This is a genomic window from Flavonifractor sp. An100 (genome assembly GCF_002161175.1).
Classification (GTDB): Bacteria; Bacillota; Clostridia; order Oscillospirales; family Oscillospiraceae; genus Lawsonibacter.
In genome coordinates this window covers 49575-68900 of the sequence record NZ_NFMA01000009.1, presented here as the reverse complement: position 1 = coordinate 68900, position 19326 = coordinate 49575, and the positions used below count along the sequence as shown (strand labels likewise).

At 57.0% G+C, this 19326-nt stretch carries 18 protein-coding genes and 1 pseudogene; 16 read left to right on the top strand and 3 right to left on the bottom strand.

Annotated features, from left to right (window positions below; translation table 11 throughout):
* Positions 1-6 precede the first annotated feature (6 nt).
* The 13 genes from aroB to B5E43_RS07025 all read left to right on the top strand — a co-directional run bounded on the left by aroB (position 7) and on the right by B5E43_RS07025 (position 14468).
* Entirely contained in the window at positions 7-1065 is a 1059-nt protein-coding gene (aroB, locus tag B5E43_RS07085) for a 3-dehydroquinate synthase (protein ID WP_158098989.1), read from the top strand.
* A complete protein-coding gene (locus B5E43_RS07080) occupies positions 1062-2309 on the top strand; it encodes a 3-phosphoshikimate 1-carboxyvinyltransferase (protein WP_087394993.1) in 1248 nt (415 codons plus the stop codon). The genes aroB and B5E43_RS07080 overlap by 4 nt, the downstream gene beginning before the upstream one ends.
* Positions 2290-3396, top strand: coding sequence for a chorismate synthase (gene aroC / locus B5E43_RS07075; RefSeq protein ID WP_087394991.1), 1107 nt, complete (start codon positions 2290-2292; stop codon positions 3394-3396). The genes B5E43_RS07080 and aroC overlap by 20 nt, the downstream gene beginning before the upstream one ends.
* A 34-nt stretch (positions 3397-3430) precedes the next feature.
* Positions 3431-4582 carry a bifunctional chorismate mutase/prephenate dehydratase gene (locus B5E43_RS07070; RefSeq protein WP_242964752.1) on the top strand — a complete coding sequence of 384 codons (1152 nt, stop codon included), beginning with the start codon at positions 3431-3433 and terminating at the stop codon, positions 4580-4582.
* Between the two features lie 2 nt (positions 4583-4584).
* A complete protein-coding gene (locus tag B5E43_RS07065) occupies positions 4585-5814 on the top strand; it encodes a shikimate kinase (protein WP_242964751.1) in 1230 nt (409 codons plus the stop codon).
* Positions 5811-6242: a type II 3-dehydroquinate dehydratase gene (gene aroQ / locus B5E43_RS07060; protein WP_087394988.1), complete on the top strand. Its 432-nt coding sequence runs from the start codon at positions 5811-5813 to the stop codon at positions 6240-6242. The genes B5E43_RS07065 and aroQ overlap by 4 nt, the downstream gene beginning before the upstream one ends.
* A 138-nt stretch (positions 6243-6380) precedes the next feature.
* Positions 6381-7754 (top strand): MATE family efflux transporter, encoded by a 1374-nt coding sequence (locus B5E43_RS07055; RefSeq protein WP_087395075.1) that lies wholly within the window; start codon positions 6381-6383, stop codon positions 7752-7754.
* 347 nt (positions 7755-8101) lie between these two features.
* Entirely contained in the window at positions 8102-10471 is a 2370-nt protein-coding gene (locus B5E43_RS07050) for an endonuclease MutS2 (protein WP_087394986.1), read from the top strand.
* A gap of 227 nt (positions 10472-10698) precedes the next feature.
* The gene (locus tag B5E43_RS07045; RefSeq protein ID WP_087394982.1) at positions 10699-10962 is read left to right on the top strand and encodes an HPr family phosphocarrier protein; all 264 of its coding nucleotides are present in this window, start codon (positions 10699-10701) and stop codon (positions 10960-10962) included.
* Between the two features lie 82 nt (positions 10963-11044).
* Positions 11045-12901, top strand: coding sequence for an excinuclease ABC subunit UvrC (uvrC, locus tag B5E43_RS07040; RefSeq protein ID WP_087394979.1), 1857 nt, complete (start codon positions 11045-11047; stop codon positions 12899-12901).
* The gene (gene rsmD, locus B5E43_RS07035; protein WP_087394978.1) at positions 12892-13449 is read left to right on the top strand and encodes a 16S rRNA (guanine(966)-N(2))-methyltransferase RsmD; all 558 of its coding nucleotides are present in this window, start codon (positions 12892-12894) and stop codon (positions 13447-13449) included. The genes uvrC and rsmD overlap by 10 nt, the downstream gene beginning before the upstream one ends.
* The gene (gene coaD, locus B5E43_RS07030; RefSeq protein WP_087394976.1) at positions 13446-13943 is read left to right on the top strand and encodes a pantetheine-phosphate adenylyltransferase; all 498 of its coding nucleotides are present in this window, start codon (positions 13446-13448) and stop codon (positions 13941-13943) included. Before rsmD ends, coaD begins: the two co-directional genes overlap by 4 nt.
* Positions 13944-13946: 3 nt before the next feature.
* A complete protein-coding gene (locus B5E43_RS07025; protein WP_087394974.1) occupies positions 13947-14468 on the top strand; it encodes a hypothetical protein in 522 nt (173 codons plus the stop codon).
* A 78-nt stretch (positions 14469-14546) separates the two neighbouring features.
* Here the strand turns inward: B5E43_RS07025 and B5E43_RS07020 are convergent, their stop codons facing one another.
* Positions 14547-15863, bottom strand: a complete 1317-nt coding sequence (locus B5E43_RS07020; RefSeq protein ID WP_087394972.1) for an Ig-like domain-containing protein — start codon at positions 15861-15863, stop codon at positions 14547-14549.
* Positions 15864-15949: 86 nt separating this feature from the next.
* On the bottom strand, positions 15950-16885 hold the full coding sequence (gene cysK / locus B5E43_RS07015; protein WP_087394970.1) for a cysteine synthase A: 936 nt from the start codon (positions 16883-16885) through the stop codon (positions 15950-15952).
* 475 nt (positions 16886-17360) lie between these two features.
* Between cysK and B5E43_RS07010 the strand changes: the two are divergent.
* Positions 17361-17704, top strand: a pseudogene (locus B5E43_RS07010) (amidoligase family protein); the annotation flags it as partial.
* 4 nt (positions 17705-17708) lie between these two features.
* A complete protein-coding gene (locus B5E43_RS07005) occupies positions 17709-17969 on the top strand; it encodes a hypothetical protein (RefSeq protein ID WP_087394968.1) in 261 nt (86 codons plus the stop codon).
* Here the strand turns inward: B5E43_RS07005 and B5E43_RS07000 are convergent.
* A complete protein-coding gene (locus B5E43_RS07000) occupies positions 17911-18288 on the bottom strand; it encodes an ABC transporter transmembrane domain-containing protein (protein WP_087394966.1) in 378 nt (125 codons plus the stop codon). The genes B5E43_RS07005 and B5E43_RS07000 overlap by 59 nt on opposite strands.
* 130 nt (positions 18289-18418) lie before the next feature.
* On the opposite strand from B5E43_RS07000, the gene B5E43_RS06995 reads away from it, so the two are divergent.
* Positions 18419-19303, top strand: a complete 885-nt coding sequence (locus B5E43_RS06995) for a LysR family transcriptional regulator (RefSeq protein WP_087394964.1) — start codon at positions 18419-18421, stop codon at positions 19301-19303.
* Positions 19304-19326: the final 23 nt, after the last annotated feature.

Sequence of the window (19326 nt, the reverse complement as noted above, 5' to 3'; positions counted from 1 at the left end):
GAGGATATGCAGACCATAACAGTAAACGCTTCCCGCAGCTATTGCGTCCAGATTGGGCCGGGGCTACTGGATCGGGTAGGGGAGCTGTCCGCCCCCCTGGTTCAGGGCCGTAAGGCAGCCGTGGTGTCAGACAGCAATGTGTGGCTCTTATATGGAACGCAGGTGGAACGCAGTCTGACTCAGGCGGGATTTCAGGTCAGTGTCTTCCAATTTCCCGCAGGGGAGAGCTCCAAGAACACCGCCACATTGCTGGAACTGCTCACCTTCCTGGCGCGGGAGGGATTGAGCCGGGAGGACCCAGTATTTGCCCTGGGAGGGGGAGTTACGGGAGACATGGGTGGTCTGGCTGCCGCCCTTTATCTCCGGGGCGTGCCCTGTATCCAGCTGCCCACCACTCTGCTGGCCATGGTGGACTCCTCGGTTGGAGGTAAAACAGCGGTAGATCTGCCGGAGGGGAAAAATCTGGTGGGTACCTTTACCCAACCCCATTTGGTGCTGTGCGACACCCTGACGTTGCAAACCCTCCCCGCTCCAGTTATGGCTGAGGGCTGGGCAGAGGTGATCAAATATGGGATGATTCGAAGCCCGGAGCTCCTTCAGCGTTTGGCGGGAGAGGACCCTGCGGGAGACCTGGAGTGGGTGATTGCCCACTGTGTCACCATTAAGCGGGATGTGGTGGGGATAGATGAGCGGGATACCGGGGAGCGGCAGCTGCTGAATTTTGGCCATACCATCGGCCACGCCATCGAGCGGTGCGGAGGCTATTCCATCTATCATGGCGAGGGAGTAGCCATGGGTATGGCAATTATGACCCGGGCCTGTGTGCGAGAGGGGCTGTGTCCCAAGGAGTGTTGGACGGTGCTGGAATCCCTGTTAAATCGTTTTCACCTGCCACAGACCTGTTCTATGGACAAAAAGGGCCTATTGGAGGCGGCTCGAGCGGATAAGAAACGTCGAGGCGATTCCATTACTCTCATTCAACCCCAGAAAATCGGAACCTGTGTGCTGAACAAAACAGACTATGGAGAACTGTCCCGGATATTGGAGAGGGGGATGGGAGCGTGAGCAGCGTAGTGATTGAGCCCGGTCTCCTCTCGGGGACAGTCACTCCGCCTCCCAGCAAGAGCCAGGCCCACCGGGTGATTTTGGCGGCGGCACTGGCAGAGGGCATCAGCCGGATTGGTAATTTAGCCCTCTCCCAGGACATCCAGGCGACCTTGAACTGTGTGGAGGTCCTTGGGGCAAGGTGGAGCCTGGAGAAAGATGGGACTCTTACCATCCTTGGAATGGGTGGAACATACCGGCCTGGCAAGGAACTGCCCCGGCTGGACTGCGGAGAGTCGGGCTCCACCCTGCGCTTTCTTATCCCTGTTGCCCTGGCGGTGACGGGAGGAGGAGTATTTACCGGACACGGCCGGCTGATGGAACGGCCTCAGGAGCCTTATGCCCGGCTGTTTTCCAAGCGTGGAATCTCATGGAAGCGGGAAGGGGACACAATCATTGTGCGGGGAAGGTTGGAAGCGGGGGAGTACACCTTACCCGGGAATGTGTCTAGCCAGTTTTTTACCGGACTGTTGTACGCCCTGCCCCTGGTGGAAGGTACCTCCTGTATCAGTCCCACTACTCCGCTGGAAAGCTGGGACTACCTGGCGATGACCATGGAGGCATTGGCAGGAGCTGGGGTGACGGTGACAGAGCCCCATGGAAATGTGAAGTCCTTTCACATTACAGGCCCAATGGCTTATCAGGCTGGAGATCATAAGGTGGAGGCTGACTGGTCCCAGGCCGCTTTTTGGTACACGGCTAATTTTCTGGGCAGTCAGCTGACGATTGAGGGGTTAAATCCCTACTCCGCCCAGGGAGATAAGCGGATTGCCTCCTTCTATTGGAAGCTGGCCAGACCGGGTGATGTGGAGCTGGATGTATCGCAGTGCCCTGATTTGGTTCCGCCTCTGGCAGCGATGGCTGCGGTGCGGAACGGAACTACCTGGCTGAGTAACGCCGCTCGGCTGCGGTTGAAAGAGAGCGACCGGCTTTCCGCGGTGGCCCAGGTGCTATCTGCCATGGGGGCTGATGTACAGGAGGGGCGGGACAGTCTCACCATCTGCGGAGTGGAGAATCTGGCGGGCGGCTGCCGGGTGAACTGCCACAATGACCACCGCATTGCTATGATGGCGGCAGTAGCTGCCAGTGCCTGCCAGGCTCCGGTGGAGCTGGAGGGGAGCCACTGTGTGCGGAAATCCTACCCCGCCTTCTGGGCGGAGTATCAGAGATTGGGAGGGAATATTCATGGCCTCATATCTGGGTAAGAATATCCATGTTTCCATCTTTGGCCAGTCCCATTCCCAGGCCATTGGGGTAAGTGTGGACGGTCTACCTGCCGGGGAGCGAGTGGATTTGGATGAATTGGAGCGGTTTTTACAGCGGCGGGCCCCGGGGCGGGACCAGACGGCCACCCCCCGCAAGGAGGCGGACCAGCCTCAAATTCTCTGCGGACTAGTGGATGGGGTGACCTGTGGAGCCCCTCTGGCCGCCCTGATTCAAAATACCAATACCCGCTCCCAGGACTACGAGTTGCTGCGGGATGTGCCCCGGCCAGGCCACGCCGACTATACCGCCCAGGTACGCTACGGCGGAGCCCAGGATGTGCGGGGAGGGGGACACTTTTCCGGCCGTCTCACCGCCCCCCTCTGTATCGCCGGAGGGGTGGCCCTCCAGATCCTGGCCAGGCGGGGAATTGAAGTGGCCGCCCACATTGCCTGGGTGGGTCAGGAGGAGGATCGGCCCTTTGACCCCATTGGGGAGCAAGCGGAAATACTTGACAGACTAAAACGGGCAGATTTTCCCGTTCTTATGCCAGAGGCGGGGGAGCGGATACGAAAGACCATCCTGGAGGCTAAGGCCCTGGGGGACTCGGTGGGCGGCGGAGTGGAATGTATCGTGCAGGGATTGCCGGCCGGGGTGGGAGACCCCGTGTTCGGCGGCATGGAGAGCCGCCTGGCTGCCGCCCTGTTTGGAATCCCTGCGGTCAAGGGTGTGGAGTTTGGGGCGGGCTTTGGTGCTTCCCATATGAGAGGCTCACAGCACAATGACCCCTTTCAGATGACCGCAGAGGGGATCCGAACCGCTTCTAACCGCGCTGGCGGGATTCTGGGTGGTATTACTACCGGAATGCCTCTGGTGTTCCGGGTGGCGTTTAAGCCAACCCCCTCCATTGCCAGGGAGCAGGACAGTATTTCCCTCTCTCGGGGGCAGGCAGTCAAGCTCCGGGTACCTGGTCGCCACGACCCCTGTATCGTCCCCCGGGCGGTGCCGGTGGTGGAGGCAGCGGCGGCGCTGGTGGTGCTGGATGCCCTGCTGGACAGTCCAGCCCGGCTAGAAATGAAAAATGTATAGATGATCGTGTTGAAGATGTTAGGAGGAATAACATATGGATAAGGATTTGGAACAGCTGCGGGCAGAGATCGATGGTCTGGACCAGCAAATTGTGGAGCTGTTCAAAGCCCGCATGGAGGCGGCCGGAGAGGTGGCCGGCTATAAGAAGGAGCACGGTCTTCCGGTGCTGGACGCAGGTCGGGAGCGGACTTTGCTGAATAAAATTGCCCAGCAGGCGGGAGAGGAGCTGGGAGACTACGCCCAGTCGGTGTATCGTACCCTGCTCTCGGTGAGTCGCTCCTATCAAAACAGTAAAATTGGCGGGGAGTCCAAGGTATATAGAGGAATCCGGGCGGCTCTGGAGACCACTCCTCAGCTCTTTCCTCAGCGGCCCACAGTAGCCTGCCAGGGGATCGAAGGGGCTTACTCTCAGATCGCCTGTGACCGGCTGTTCAAGGCTCCTTCTATTCTGTATTTCCAGACCTTCGACCATGTGTTCAAGGCGGTGGAGAGCGGGATGTGCCAGTACGGTATTCTGCCCATTGAGAACAGTACGGCCGGTTCGGTTAAGGCGGTGTATGACCTGATGCTCCGCCACAATTTCTACATTGTTCGCTCCGCCCGGCTGAAGGTGAGCCACAACCTGCTAGCCAAGCACGGGGTAAAGAAGGAGAACATTAGGGAGGTCTACTCCCATGAACAGGCCATCAACCAGTGCGCAGGCTATCTGGCGGCTTGGAAGGGCGTAAAGGTGACCGTGGTGGAGAACACGGCGGTGGCCTCCCAGATGGTGGCCCAGTCGGAGCGGACCGATGTGGCCGCCCTGTCCTCCCGGTTCTGCGGGGAGCTGTACGGTCTGGATACCTTGGAAGAAAATGTCCAGGACCATGATAACAACTATACCCGCTTCATCTGCATCTCCAAAAAGCCGGAGATCTATCCCGGAGCCGACCGCACCTCTCTGATGATGACCCTGCCCCACCGTCCGGGTTCGCTGTACAATGTGCTGGCCAAGTTCTACGCATTGAATCTGAATCTGCAAAAGCTGGAAAGCCGTCCACTGCCCGGACGGGAGTTTGAATTTATGTTCTATTTCGATCTGGAGGCTTCGGTCTATGCCCCTGAGATGGAAAAGCTGTTCCGGGATCTGGAGGGGGAGAGCGAGCAGCTGCGGTATCTGGGCACCTATAACGAGGTCATCTGCTGACCATGGAGAAGCTGGAATATGGGCTAATTGGGGAGAAACTGGGGCACAGCTTTTCCCCCGCCATCCACCGCAGACTGGGGGACTATGACTACCGGCTAGTGGAGCTGTCCTCACAGGAACTGGGACCCTTTCTGGAGGAGGGGGAGTTCCGGGGGTTGAATGTGACCATCCCCTATAAAAAGGCGGTAATTCCCTACTGCCGGGAGCTGACGCCCCAGGCCCGGCACATCGGCAGTGTAAACACCATTGTGCGCCGTCCCGATGGCACTCTTTTGGGCCACAATACCGATTACGACGGCTTTTCCTATCTGCTGCGCCGGGTGGGAGCCCAGGTGGCGGGCCGAAAAGCCCTGGTGCTGGGCAGCGGAGGGGCCTCGCTCACTGTGCAGGCGGTGCTCCGGGACCTGGGTGCTGGGGAGGTAGTGGTGATCTCCCGCACGGGAGAAAATAACTATGAAAATCTCTCTCGCCACCGGGATGCCGCTGTGCTGGTCAACGCCACTCCGGTGGGGATGTACCCCAAGGAGGGGATGTCTCCCGTGGACCTGGAAGGATTCCCCGTGCTGGAGGGAGTATTTGATCTGATTTATAACCCGGCTCGCACCAGCCTGCTCCTCCAAGCCCAGGACCGGGGACTTCTCTGGTCTAACGGTCTGGGGATGCTGGTGGCCCAGGCCAAAGCGGCGGCGGAGCGGTTTATGGGAGTCTCCATTCCCGATGAGCGGGTGGAGGAAATTACCCGGGAAATGGAGCGGGAGAAGCAGAATCTTGTTCTCACCGGAATGCCCGGCTGCGGCAAAACCACCGTAGGCCAACGGCTGGCCCAGCGATTGGGGCGGACCTTTGTTGACACAGACGCCCTGGTGGAGGAGCAGGCCGGCTGTAGCATTCCGGAGCTCTTTGACCGGGAGGGGGAGGAGGCCTTCCGCCGCCTGGAGCACCAAGTTCTGTGCCAGGCATCCCGGGAACAAGGCCGGGTGATCGCCACCGGAGGCGGGATCGTGACCCGGCAGGAGAACTGGGGACCTCTGCGGCAGAACGCCCAAGTGATCTTTTTGCGGCGGCCCTTGGAAGATCTTCCTATACAGGGCCGGCCGGTGTCCCAACGTACTGGCCTGGAACAGCTGTATCAAGAACGGCTGCCCCTCTATGAGAGGACGGCGGACTGGACGGCCGACAACACCACAGTGGAAGAGGCTGTGGATGCAATCATAAGGAGATGGAACCAATGAAGCTATTGGTGATCAACGGACCCAATTTGAATCTGCTGGGGATCCGGGAGCCCGAGATCTATGGCAGACAGGACTACCAGGCTCTCACAGCATTGATTCATGAGACATGTGCTCTGCTTGGAATTTCAGTTGAACTGTTTCAGTCCAACCACGAAGGGGCAATTGTGGACAAAATTCAGCAGGCCTATGGGGAGAAGGACGCCATTGTGATCAATCCTGCCGCCTATACCCACACCAGCGTGGCTATTTTGGACGCCCTAAAGGCTGTGGGACTGCCGGCAGTGGAGGTCCATCTGTCCGATGTGAAGTCCCGAGAGGAGTTCCGCCAGCGCTCCTATGCGGGAATGGCCTGTGAGAAGACGGTGATGGGAAAGGGCTTTGACGGCTATGTAGAGGCCATCGAGTACCTCAACGAGCGGTATGGATGACAGGTGGAAAACGGGGGCTTCCGTTTTTGTAAAGAATGTGTTAAACTGAATAATACGACGAACGACTTCGGCAAGAAACCGCTGGTGGCCTGATCCGCCGGCGGTTTTCCTTTGAAGATGGGAAGGAGGAACATGCGGTTGGATCGAGACCAGAATGATTTTTCAAAAGGGAGTATTTCCAGTAATATTTTGGTACTGGCGCTTCCCATGACTGCGGCCCAGCTGGTCAACGTGCTGTACAGTGTGGTGGACCGGATCTATTTGGGACGACTGCCGGGAAGCAGCCACTTGGCCTTGACGGGCCTTGGCGTGACGATTCCCATTGTGTCCATTATTATGGGGCTGGCCAATCTGTGCGGTACAGGTGGAGCGCCCCTGTGTTCCATCTGCCGCGGTCGTGGAGACGATGAAGAGGCAGAGAGGATCATGGGAAATTCTTTTTCTCTGCTGATGATCTTGGGGGTAGCGGCGACCGCCTTCTTCTTGGCACTGAAAACCCCCATTTTATATCTGTTCGGAGCCAGTACTGAGACCTTTCCCTATGCAAATGACTATATGACCATCTACCTGTGCGGGACTCTGTTCGTGATGATCAGCCTGGGCATGAACCCATTTATTAACTCCCAGGGCTTTGGAAAGATCGGCATGATGACCGTGGTGCTGGGAGCGGCAGTGAACATTATCTTAGACCCTATCTTCATCTTTCTGTTCCAGATGGGGGTGAAGGGAGCGGCTCTGGCCACGGTGATTTCCCAGGGGTTGTCCGCCGTGTGGGTCCTTCAATTTTTAACCAGCCGGCGTGCGCTGCTACGGCTGCGGGTGAAGTGCCTGGGCATGAATCGGAAGAGGACCGGGCAAATCATCTCTCTGGGGCTGTCCGGATTTTTCATGAATATGACCAACAGTTTGGTGCAGGTGGTGTGCAACGCTACGCTTCAGAGCTACGGGGGAGACCTCTATGTGGGCATCATGACCATCATCAACTCCCTCCGGGAGGTCTTCATTATGCCGGTCCATGGCCTGACCAACGGCTCCCAGCCGGTAGCGGGTTTTAACTATGGGGCTGGCCTGTACGGCCGGGTTCGGGAAGCCATTCGCTTTAGCGTGATTGGAACCGTGCTCTATGCCGGACTGTTCTGGGCTGCGGCCATGGGGGTGCCGGGGCTGCTGATTCGGGTGTTTAACAATGAGCCTGAGGTCATTGCGGCCGGAATCCCGGCCATGCGGATTTATTTTGGTTTGTTTATTCTCATGTCCCTGCAAATAGCCGGACAGGGCGTGTTTGTGGGACTGGGCCGGTCAAAGCAAGCGGTATTTTTCTCCCTGCTGCGCAAGGCGGTTATTAACGCCCCCCTGACGGTGATTCTGCCCATCTGGATGGGAACGACGGGCGTGTTTGTGGCGGAGGCGGTGTCTCAGCTGATTGGGGGACTGGCCTGCTTTGCAACCATGTACTGGACGGTTTACCGCCCCTTAGGCCGGATGAAGGACAGAGAACCAGCTGCTATATAAACGAGGTAAAACGGGACTGAGCGCCGACCCTAAGTCGGCGCCCAGTCCCGTTGAATTGCAGATTGCTTTTTAGGGAAATGATAAGGAAAAAGACCGCAAAATTACCAGGAGAAAGAATCTTTGGGGAGAAAACGGTCCCAGCCGAGGTTTGGTCCAGGCCGTGGGTGTTGCACTTGTTCCCTTGCTTCGGCTTTATTGTAAGGCATTTCAGGGGCAGTTTCTACCAAAGCGGGTTAAAATATAGGTTAAATGTAGGGAAGGATATCCACCTCTTGCCAAAGCGGTCCCTTTATGCGACAATAAAGAGGAAGGAAATCCCATCCATGATCCATATAGGAGTTTAAAATATGAGCGAATTGTTTGAAAAATCCATCCAAACCCTGGAGCTGCCCCGGGTATTGGAGCTTTTGGCCGGGTGTGCGGTGACGGATGAGGGAAAGCAGCGGTGCCTGGATCTGCGCCCGAAGACGGACCGGGACGATGTGGAGCGGGCGCAGCAGGAGACCTCCGCCGCTGTGAAGATGTTGATCGTCCGCGGTACCCCTGGTTTTTCCGGAATTAAGCCGGTGTCCGCCAGCCTGCAGCGGGCGGATATGGGGGGGAGCCTGTCTACCCGGGAGCTGCTGGATATTGCGGCAGTGCTGCGCTGCGCCCGTGGGGCCGGAGAATATGGCGGAAGTGAGGAGAAAACAGCTATCTCCCATCTCTTCCGGGCGCTGACCCCTAACCGGTTTTTGGAGGAGAAGATCACCGGTTCCATTGTGGGGGAGGAGGAGATTGCCGACTCGGCCAGCCCGGAGCTGGCCTCCATCCGCCGCCATATGCGGGCCACAGAGGCCAAGGTGCGGGACATTTTGCAGAAGCTGATCTCCTCCAACCAGTCCAAATACCTTCAGGAGTCCATCATTACCATCCGTTCCGACCGGTATGTGGTGCCGGTGAAGTCAGAGCATAAAAACGCCATCCCCGGCCTGGTCCACGATGTGTCCTCCTCGGGCTCTACTTTCTTTATCGAACCTATGGGGGTGGTGAAGGCCAACAATGAGCTGCGGGAGCTGGCCGCCAAGGAGAAGAAGGAAATTGAGCGGATTTTGGCCGAGCTGTCAGCAGAGTGCGCCACCCATAAAGAGGACATTTTGGAGGACTACCGGCTGCTCATTTGGCTGGACGAGATCTTTGCCCGGGCCCAGCTGTCGGTCAAATTGGGATGTAGCGAGCCAAAACTGTCTGACAAGTATTTACACTTGCGGGGGGCAAAGCACCCCCTGCTGGATCAAAAGAAGGCGGTGGCCAATGATCTGGAGCTGGGGGAGCACTTTGATACCCTGGTGGTTACCGGCCCCAATACCGGAGGAAAAACGGTTACCTTGAAGACCATCGGTCTCATCACCCTGATGGCCCAGTGCGGGCTCCATATTCCGGCCAAGGACGACTCCACCGTTCGGATCTATGAGCGGGTGCTGGCGGATATCGGGGATGAGCAGTCCATTGCCCAGTCCCTGTCCACCTTCTCCTCCCATATGACCAATATTGTGGGAATTTTGGAGGAGGCGGACTCGGATACCCTCATCCTCTTCGATGAGCTGGGGGCGGGTACGGACCCTGTGGAGGGAGCGGCATTGGCCGCCGCCATCATTGAGTCGGCCCGGGGATTGGGCGCCCAGGTGTGTGCCACCACCCACTATGCCGAGCTGAAAGTGTACGCCATGACCACGGCCGGCGTGGAGAATGCCTCCTGTGAGTTTAACGTGGAGACTTTGGCCCCCACCTACCGTCTGGTATTGGGGATCCCCGGAAAGTCCAACGCCTTTGCCATTTCCCGCCGTCTGGGCCTTCCGGAGTATATCATCGAAAAAGCGGCTGCCCGACTGGATGCGGAAAATGTGCGCTTTGAGGATGTGCTCACCCGTCTGGACCAACAGCGCCAGGAGATGGAAAAGGAGCGGGAGGCGGCCAAGCGGCTGAAGCTGGAGATGGAGCAGTCGGCCTCCAAGGCCCGGGAGTATCGGGCCAAGCTGGAGGCGGAACGGGCCAAGGTGGTGGAGAAGGCCCAGGCGGAGGCCCGGGCAATCATCGAGGAGGCCCGGGCAGCCAGTGATTTGGCCCTGTCTGAGCTCAAGGAGATCAAAAAGCGTCAGGATAAGCTGGATTGGCAGCAGGTCAACGACACCCGGGCCGAAGCCAGACGCCTGCTCAATGAGGCGGAACGAAATATAGGAGGCTCTGCACCTGAGCGGGAGGCGCCTCCTCCCACCCGGCCCGCTGTGGTAGGGGATACGGTGGAACTGGTATCCATGGGCACCCGGGCCACGGTGCTGTCCGTCAATAAAGACGGAGTTCTCCAGCTCCAGGCTGGAATTTTGAAGATTACCGCCAAGCAGGATGAGGTGCGGGTAGTGGAAGGGGAGACCAAGGCTCAGCGGGAAGCCAAGCGAATCATCACCCGGGCCCAGCACACCCTTCGTACAGCCGCCGTGCCCTCTCAGGTGGACCTGCGGGGCATGATGACGGACGAGGCAGTAGCGGTATTGGAGCGTTTTTTGGATACGGCCATGATGGGGAAGCTGGAGACGGTGACCATTATCCACGGCAAGGGTACTGGAGCAGTGCGGACAGCCGTGCGGACTTATCTCAAGCGCAGCCGCTATGTAAAATCCTTCCGTCCCGGCCGTTACGGGGAAGGGGAGGACGGAGTTACCGTCGTGGAACTGAAATGAATTGCTTTTGCCCATGTTGGGGTGAAAATGAACTGGAAAGGACCTTGTTTCCAGGGAGAGATGGGAAGAAACTTCTTAAAATTGGGAAATTTTCGCAGAAAAACTTTTTACACACTCGTAATTTTTGGTTAAAAGCAATGTAATATTTGTGAAAAATGTCATTGACGGAATTGGGATAAATCTGGTATGCTAATGACACATAATACGACGAGGCGGAGGTACAGCATATGTATAGTCAGGAAGCAGTCGTGAATAATCAGGTCGGCCTGCACGCCAGACCCGCTACTTTCTTTATCCAGAAGGCCAATGAGTACAAGAGCTCCATCTGGGTGGAAAAAGAGGAGCGCAAGGTGAACGCCAAGAGCTTGCTGGGTGTACTGTCCCTGGGGATCGTAAAGGGCACCCCCATCAAGTTGATTGCGGATGGCCCCGATGAGAAGGAAGCGGTCGAGGCGCTGTACAAGATGATTTCTTCTGATTTTTCCGAGTAAGCCGATTACCAACTAAAGGCACCGCTTAGCGGTGCCTTTTTTAGTCGTTGTGTTGGAAGATGCTGGGAGAGGAGGCGATCCATTGACCTTTGATGAACTCAAGGAAAAGGCCCACAGCCTGCCGCTGAAGCCGGGCGTGTATATTATGCAGGACGCGAAAAATACGGTAATTTATGTGGGCAAAGCCAAAGCCCTGAAAAATCGGGTGTCACAATATTTCCAGGACTCCGCCTCCCACACAGAGAAGACCAGGGCCATGGTGTCCCAGATCGATCATTTCGATGTCATCATCGCCGACAGTGAGTTTGAAGCCCTGGTGCTGGAGTGTTCCCTGATCAAGCGGCACCAGCCCCGGTACAACATTCTGCTCAAGGATGGGAAGGGCTATCCCTATATCCGTCTGTCCAACGAGGCCTATCCCCGTTTTTCTCTGGCGGGGAAGGTGGCGGAGGATGGGGCCCGTTATTTCGGCCCTTACGCCAGCCGGCACAATACCCAAGCCATTATTGACGCCCTGCGGGGTGCCCTGCGGCTGCCCTCCTGCAACAAGAAGTTCCCCCGGGATATTGGGAAGGAGCGCCCCTGTTTGAACTACCACATGGGAAAATGCGACGGTTACTGCAGGGGAGACGAGCTCAAGGAGCAGCACGACCAGGCCATTGCCCAGGCGGTGAGCCTGCTGGAGGGACGCTTTAAGGAGGTTCAGGCTGACCTGACCGCGGAGATGGAGCAGGCGGCGGAGGAGCTGCGCTTTGAGCGGGCAGCGGAAGTGCGGGACCGGCTGCGGGCCATCGAGCTTTTGGGAAAACGGCAGAAGGTGATTGCCGGTTCTCTGGCGGACACCGATGTCACCGGCTTTTTCCGGGGTACGGCGAAGAGCTGCTTTGTGGTCCTCCACTATGTGGAGGGGGAGCTGGCGGCCAAGGAGTTCGATTTGCTGGAAACCCCGGTGGAGGAGGACGAGGAGGGGGTACTCTCCTCTCTGGTGCGGGAATACTATGTGGGCCGCACCCGGCTGCCCAAGCAGATTTTATTGCCCTGTGAGCTGCCCGACCAGGTTCCGCTGACCCGCATGCTGTCGGAGCAAGTGGGCTACCGGGTGGAGCTGGTTACCCCTCAGCGGGGGGCGAAGATGGATTTGATCCGTCTGGCGGTCCAAAATGCCCAGGAGGAGGTGGCCCGGGCCACCACCCGGGAGGAGCGGCAGAGCAAACTGCTAGAGGCGTTGGGCCGGATGCTGGGCCTAGAGGAGCCGCCCAGGCGGATGGAGTCCTATGACATCTCCAATACCGGGGCCAGCGACATTGTGGCCTCCATGGTGGTGTATGTGGACGGAAAGCCGCTGAAGCGGGACTACCGCCGCTTTAAGCTGAAGGATATGACAGGGCCGGATGACTATGCCTCCATGGAGCAGGTGCTCACCCGCCGCTTTCGCCGGTATCTGGATGGAGATGAGAAATTCGACCAGTGTCCCGATCTGTTGCTCATCGACGGCGGGCAGGAGCATGTAAAGGTGGCCTCCCGGGTGCTGGAGAAGCTAGGACTGAATATTCCGGCCTTTGGTATGGTGAAGGATGACCGCCACCGCACCCGCGCTCTGGTCCACCCGGACGGACGGGAAATCGGAATCCAGGCCATTCCGGCGGTCTTTGCTCTGATCGGGCAGATCCAGGAGGAAACCCACCGGTTTGCCATTGAGTACCACCGTCAGCTCCAGGCTGGCCACGTCAAGACCTCGGTCTTGGATCAGATTCCTGGAGTGGGGGAGAAGCGCCGGCAGCAGCTGCTCAAGCATTTTAAGAGCGTTAAGGTGGTGAAGGGGGCCTCCCTGGAGGAGCTGCGGACGGTGGTTCCTCAAAACACAGCCCTGTCAGTCTATCTATACTTTCACAAGGAAGAGAATCCTGAAACAAGAAAGGAAGAGAATGGATGCGAGTGATTTCCGGCTCCGCCCGGGGCAGACGTCTTAAGGAGCTACAGGGTATGGATACCCGCCCCACCACCGATAAGGTGAAGGAGTCCATGTTTAATATTATCCAGTTCGAGATCGAGGGGCGCAAGGTGCTGGATCTGTTTGGAGGGACCGGGCAGCTGGGCATCGAGGCGCTGTCCCGGGGAGCATCCCACTGTGTGTTTGTGGACCAGCGGCGGGAGGCTGCCGCTCTGATCCGGGAGAATGTGAAGACCTGCGGTTTTGGAGAACAGGCACAGGTGGTGCAGGGGGATGCGCTGTCCTTTTTGTCCGGGTGCCGGGAGAAGTTTGACCTGATTTTCCTGGATCCCCCTTACCAAAGCGATTTGCTGGCAAAATGCCTGGAGACCATCACAAGGTTTGACATTCTTCGGGAACATGGTATAATACTGTGTGAAAGTGGGACGGAATGGACCCTTCCGTCTCTGGAGCCCCCCTATGAACCGGGGCGTGAATACCGATACGGCAAGATTAAGCTGAGCCTTTGCCACCGGTTGGGGAGTGAGCAGCGATGAGTATAGCCATTTATCCCGGCAGTTTTGACCCTGTGACGCTGGGCCATCTGAATATCATCAAGCGGGCGGCCGCCTGCTTTGATAAGCTGATTGTCTGCGTGATGATCAATTCCAAAAAGCAAGGGATGTTTACCCCGGAGGAGCGAGTGGAGCTGCTGCGGCGTGCCACGGAGCGGTTTCAAAACGTGGAAGTGGATTTTTCCAACGAATTGCTGTCTGCTTATGCCAAGCGCCGCCGGGCCCATGTGGTGGTGAAGGGCCTGCGGGCGGTGTCGGATTTTGAGCAGGAGGTCCAGATGGCGGTTATCAACCGCAAGCTGAATCCCCGTCTGGAGACCATGTTTTTGGCGTCCAGTGAGAAATATACCTACCTCAGCTCCACCATCGTCAAAGAGATGGCCCGGTATGGGGCCAATCTGGCAGATTTTGTCCCCCGGGAAATTGTAGACGATGTAAACCGGCGCATGAAGGAATTGGAACGAAAGGAAGTGTGACGGATGGCGAGCGGTGTAGAAGAACTGCTGGACATGCTGTTTGAAATGATTGACGAGGCGAAAAACGCCCCTCTCTCCAGTGATAAGTGCGTTATCGAGCGGGACCGGGCTCTGGACCTGATCGACGACATCCGCAGCCAGTTCCCTATGGAGCTGGGTGAGGCCCGGAAAATGATGGCCAACCGGGCAGAGGTGGTGGCCTCCGCAAAGCGGGAGGCAGATGCCATCCGAAAGGCGGCAGAGGATAAGGCCCGGCAGCTGCTTTCAGAGGATACCATTACCCTCCAGGCCAAGCAGCGGGCCAACGAGATGGTGCAGCAGGCGGAGGAGCGCAGCCGGGAGCTGAAGCGCTCGGCCAATGAGTACTGCGAGGATGCCCTTCGCCGCACCGAGGAAGCGGTGGCAGAGGCCTATGATGAGATCAAGAAGTCCCGCGCCCGGTTCCGTGCGGCGGCGGGTGTGGCTTCCTCCAATGCCTCCTCTGGTTCCCGCCCCATGTATGATGCGGCGGCTGACGAGGACTAAAGCAAAGGAACAAAAAAGGACCCCGGAGCTCATAACGCTCCGGGGTCTTTGTTTGATCTGTCTCAATGGGGAAAAGGGTTACCAGGGCAGCCAATTGCCTTCTTCCCGGGCAGCCAGGACATCCAGTGCTCCGTCCAGCATCTCGGCTGCTTCTCCCCGGGTCAACTGGGTGGACAGGGCAGCGGCGTTAGCCTGATCGGTGCGGAGTACTCCGGCAGCGGCCAGATTGGCAGCGGGCTGAGCGGCCCAGTGGGTTTGACTGTCGGAGAAAAATACCTCCGCGGGCACATCCGAGACATGGAGAAGATTGTTCAGCATCACCGTGGCCTCTCCCCGCGTGACGATCTCATCGGCTCCAAATACGGGAGCACCGGAGTCGTCCTTGGAGCCCTGAATCGCTCCGGCCTTTAATGCCGCGGACACAGAACCCTTGGCCCAGGTGGGAATGGCGGCGTCATCGGAAAAGCCGGTGAGGGTGACGCCTTCCAGGGGCTCCAGGCCGGATACAGCCATAGCCATGGTCAAAAACTGGGCTCTGCTGACCGGGGCGTCCGAATCAAAAAAGTATTGGCCATTCACAGACTGTCCCACATAGATGCCTTCCTCGGCCAGGCGAATGGCAGCTTTGTGGGCGGGATCACCCTCCAGATCGTCATAAGTTACTTTGGTGTCCGGCTTTTCGATGCGAATGGTGACCTTAGCCTCGGGGGAGGTGTTGCCGGCCGGGTCCACTGCCACATAGGTGAAGGAATCGTTGCCAGTCTTGTTCTCATAGGGGGTGTACACAAATTGGCTGGAGCCATCCTCTGCCACCGTCACCGCACCCCGGGCGGGGGTGGAGGTGAGCTGGAAGGTAAGAGTATCCCCTTCAGAGTCCACCGCGTCAAAATAGCTGGTAATTGCCACATTGCGGTAGGTGGACAGGTCCATGTTCCGGGCAATGGGGGCCTGATTCTCCTCTGTGAGCAGGTAGAGAGTCACCGTACCGGTTTGGGTGCTGGGGCCGGAGGAGAAGGTTGGGAGAAAGGTAAAGGTTGCAGTGGTCACAGATGGATTCTGGGAGGTCTGGAAGCGAAGCCCAGCCAGAGCGGTGTTATCCACCACAGAGCCCTCCTCTACCGGCTGGCCGCCGATGAGCAGGGTGCCAGCCCCGGGGTCGGGTAACGTTTGAATGGTGATGTTCTGCAGAGGGTCCTGTTCCGAGCTGGAGGCAAAATCCTCCGGTCCAAAGGTAATAATAGAGCCGATGAGTCCGTTTTTGGAGATGTCTGCCACAGAAGGGGCCTCATCCTTTTTATTCCAGAAAAAGGCCGAGGTGGGCAGGCAAAGGGTAAGGAACACAGCTGTGGCCGTGATCGGGGCCAGAAAGCGCTGCGAAGAGAATGAGCGTTTCATGGGATACCTCCTTCAATGGATGATGTATCCCTAGTGTTCGGCCTGGGCAGGGAAATTATGCGAACACAAAAATTGGAAAACCGTCCTCAGCCGAGTTGGAACATGGGGGAGGAGAGATACCGGTCGCCGGAATCGGGAAGGACCACCACAATGGTCTTGCCGGCGTGCTCCGGCTGACGGGCCAGCTGTATGGCGGCCCAGAGGGCAGCTCCGGAGGAAATGCCCACTAAAATTCCCTCGGTACCCACGATGTCCCGTCCGGCCTGGAAGGCGTCGGCATCCTTGACCCGGATCACCTGGTCATAGATACTACGGTCCAAGGTGGCGGGAATGAAGTTGGCGCCAATACCCTGAATCTGGTGGGGGCCCGCCTGGCCGCCGGAGAGGAGGGGGGAGGCGTCAGGCTCCACAGCCACCACTTGAAGGGCTGGATTTTGTTCCTTGAGATACCGTCCGGTGCCGGATAACGTTCCTCCTGTTCCCACAGAGGCCACCAGAATATCCACCTTTCCCTCTGTGTCCCGCCAGATCTCAGGGCCGGTGGTACGGTAGTGGGCCAGCGGGTTGGCGGGGTTGTTGAACTGATCGGGGATGAAGCTGCCTGGGATGGAGGCGGACAGCTCCTTGGCCTTGTCCACCGCTCCCTGCATCCCCAGGGCCCCGGGGGTCAGTACCAACTGAGCCCCATAGGCGGCCAGCATGGCCCGGCGCTCCGCGCTCATGGTGTCAGGCATGGTGAGGATAACCCGGTAGCCCCGGGCCGCAGCAACGCAGGCCAGGCCGATTCCGGTATTGCCGGAGGTGGGCTCAATGATGGTGCCTCCCGGTTGAAGAAGTCCCCGTTCTTCGGCATCTTGAATGAGGGAGAGGCCAACCCGGTCTTTAGCGGAGCCGGCTGGATTCAGATATTCCAACTTTGCCAACAGGGCTGCGCTTAGTTGATGCTGTTTCTCCATACGGCTGAGACGTAGAAGGGGAGTGTTGCCGATTAGCTCCTCCACGCTTTGATAGACAGTTGCCATCGGAATCGTCCTTTCTTGATCATTTGGATATTCCTATCATAATACTATGAATATGCCTTTGTCAATCGCATTGCAAAAAAGGGCAAAAGCGGGTATAATATTTCTATTAAAACATATTTTTGATAGGTAGGTCGTACACGAATGCTATCGGATATTTGGGGAGAAGATATTTTATTTCTATAATTTTATTGCCGTACTGCCGTTAACCTTAATCAGATGTGATATGATCTCAGTTCAATTAAATCCTAATTAAAATAAGAAGCTCTATGTCCGCTGTGATTGTGGGGCTTTTTGGATTTAAGTCAATCAAACGCCTAAAAATGTAAGGCCAGTAAGTTTTTCTTACTGGCTTTATACATTTTTAGGATAAGATTCACTCACTGCAGCTAGGCAATAATAGGGGTCAAGGTACAGCTGACTGCCGTTCCGTAACCCGTAAATCTATTGTAATTAAGAGGTGACTTTACATTTTCCTTACTACGCCTTAAACCTTCATTCTGTCTTTTCCGGGGCACGGTGGAATTCCGCTGCTTCAACTCCACCCTCCACGCGGGCCGGGCGGCGGCTTATATCAACCTGTGCCTGGCCATGTCCGCCCAGGCCATCGCCCAGCGCAGCACGGTGATGCGCAAGACCCACAGCGACAACGAACTGTTTACCTTCCGGGTGTGGCTGGTGCGGCTGGGCCTGAACGGTTCTGAATTCAAGCACACCCGTGACCACCTGCTGGCCAACCTGGAGGGTGATCGCGCCTGGCGATACGATAAGGCCAGCTATAAAGCCAATCAAAAGAAGAAAAACAGAACCGCTGAGAGGTGAAAGTTTGAAAATTCAAATCGAAGATACCATCTATACCGGTACCGGGACAGAGATCATGGACCGCCTGCGGAATCGCTCCTTCGACCCAACGGAGTTCCCGGATGCGGACACCTACATCTGGTTCCTGCAACACAACGTGATCCGCACCACCGGAATGGAATGCCCCCTCCCAGACGGTGACACCGAACAGCGTTCGAGGGCTATGCTCAAGCACCTGGAACGTATCGGCGCTCTCGTAACACTTGAGGTAGTCCCGGCACACTGAACTTGTCAATGTTAGAGAAGGAGAAGGTCTGGATGTTGCGATAGATTGCTTCGCGCAGGTTAGCGGAAAAGCCTGCGGAAGCGCTGGCCGAGAAATAGCCGGCAGCCGCCCCAAATACCAGACCGAAAAACGCCAGGGTCACCATAATAGCTCCGTAGCGGTAGACCGCAGGTAGATTGGCTGCCTGCAGTCCCTGGTCAATAATACGGGCAGTCACAAAGGGAAGAAGGATTTCCATAATTACTTCTAATGTGGTAAATCCAATGCAGAGCAGGGCGTCCTTTCGGTATCGCCCAATCTGCTGGAGTACAGTTTTCATGGGGGTAAACCTCCTTTTAATGCGTATTCTTAAAGAACAATGCAGATTATGGCACAAAGCTACTTGAATGTGAAATTCAAATCAATTATAATCAATAAAAAACTTTTATTGATTAGAGAGGAGCGGCGAAGTGAATACTACCCAGCTGGAATGCTTTATGTCGGTGGCAAACCACCTGAATTTTTCCCGGGCGGCCAAGCAACTGCAAATTACCCAGCCGGCTGTCAGCCATCAAATCAAAACCCTAGAGGACGAACTGGGGACAGCCCTGTTTCACAGGAGCAGCAAAAGTGTGCGTCTGACCCAGGAGGGACATATGTTTACGCAATATGCCGAGGAGATTCTCAAGCTGTCCGGTATGTCCCGGGCGAGGCTGCGGGAGAGCCAGGCATCCAAACCCATGCGTTTCGGCATGGGCTGCCGGAGCATGGGAGAACTTAATCTGCTCCAGCCGGTGCTGCATAACTTAAAGGAGTTGGAGCCTGGAATTTTGCCCGTTCTGCGTCTGATTCCCTTTGATTCTCTGGAAAACCTGTTGTCAGAGGGCGATATTCAGGTCATGTTCGCCTTCGAGGAAGCGGCTCCGAAAAATCAAGTGTATCGGGAGCTGGCCTGGGGATCGATGTCCGCAGTGTGCGCAGAAGACCATCCGCTGGCACACTATGAGAGCGTTGGAGTCGACCAGCTAAAGGAAGGAGGACGGATTGCAGCGGGGCGTCCTCCGGTATGCCCGCCCTCGCTGTGTATGGTCCAAGGCCAGATCATTGGCGGTAAGAAGCCGGAGCAAGTCATCTTTTGCGAAAGTAGGGAAGTAATGGACGCGTTGACGCAGGCTGGGTGCGCCTTTTCTCTGGCTGTGGATGTGCCACAGCTGCGTATGCCGGGATTGCGTTATATTCCGTTGGAGGGGACAGAGCCCGTTTCCTTTGGCGTGTCCTATAATATGAATCAGCACAAACCAATTTTGCGCCAGTTTCTGCGTTTGTTAGAGGAAGAGATGAAAAAACGAGCATAAGAGCTGAAAAGAGCCTGGGACCG

Coding starts and splice junctions, on each gene's coding strand:
- aroB (WP_158098989.1), top strand. CDS start 7: ATGCAGACCATAACAGTAAACGCTTCCCGCAGCTATTGCGTCCAGATT.
- aroC (WP_087394991.1), top strand. CDS start 2,290: ATGGCCTCATATCTGGGTAAGAATATCCATGTTTCCATCTTTGGCCAG.
- B5E43_RS07070 (WP_242964752.1), top strand. CDS start 3,431: ATGGATAAGGATTTGGAACAGCTGCGGGCAGAGATCGATGGTCTGGAC.
- B5E43_RS07065 (WP_242964751.1), top strand. CDS start 4,585: ATGGAGAAGCTGGAATATGGGCTAATTGGGGAGAAACTGGGGCACAGC.
- aroQ (WP_087394988.1), top strand. CDS start 5,811: ATGAAGCTATTGGTGATCAACGGACCCAATTTGAATCTGCTGGGGATC.
- B5E43_RS07050 (WP_087394986.1), top strand. CDS start 8,102: ATGAGCGAATTGTTTGAAAAATCCATCCAAACCCTGGAGCTGCCCCGG.
- B5E43_RS07045 (WP_087394982.1), top strand. CDS start 10,699: ATGTATAGTCAGGAAGCAGTCGTGAATAATCAGGTCGGCCTGCACGCC.
- rsmD (WP_087394978.1), top strand. CDS start 12,892: ATGCGAGTGATTTCCGGCTCCGCCCGGGGCAGACGTCTTAAGGAGCTA.
- coaD (WP_087394976.1), top strand. CDS start 13,446: ATGAGTATAGCCATTTATCCCGGCAGTTTTGACCCTGTGACGCTGGGC.
- B5E43_RS07025 (WP_087394974.1), top strand. CDS start 13,947: ATGGCGAGCGGTGTAGAAGAACTGCTGGACATGCTGTTTGAAATGATT.
- B5E43_RS07020 (WP_087394972.1), bottom strand. CDS start 15,863: ATGAAACGCTCATTCTCTTCGCAGCGCTTTCTGGCCCCGATCACGGCC.
- cysK (WP_087394970.1), bottom strand. CDS start 16,885: ATGGCAACTGTCTATCAAAGCGTGGAGGAGCTAATCGGCAACACTCCC.
- B5E43_RS07000 (WP_087394966.1), bottom strand. CDS start 18,288: ATGAAAACTGTACTCCAGCAGATTGGGCGATACCGAAAGGACGCCCTG.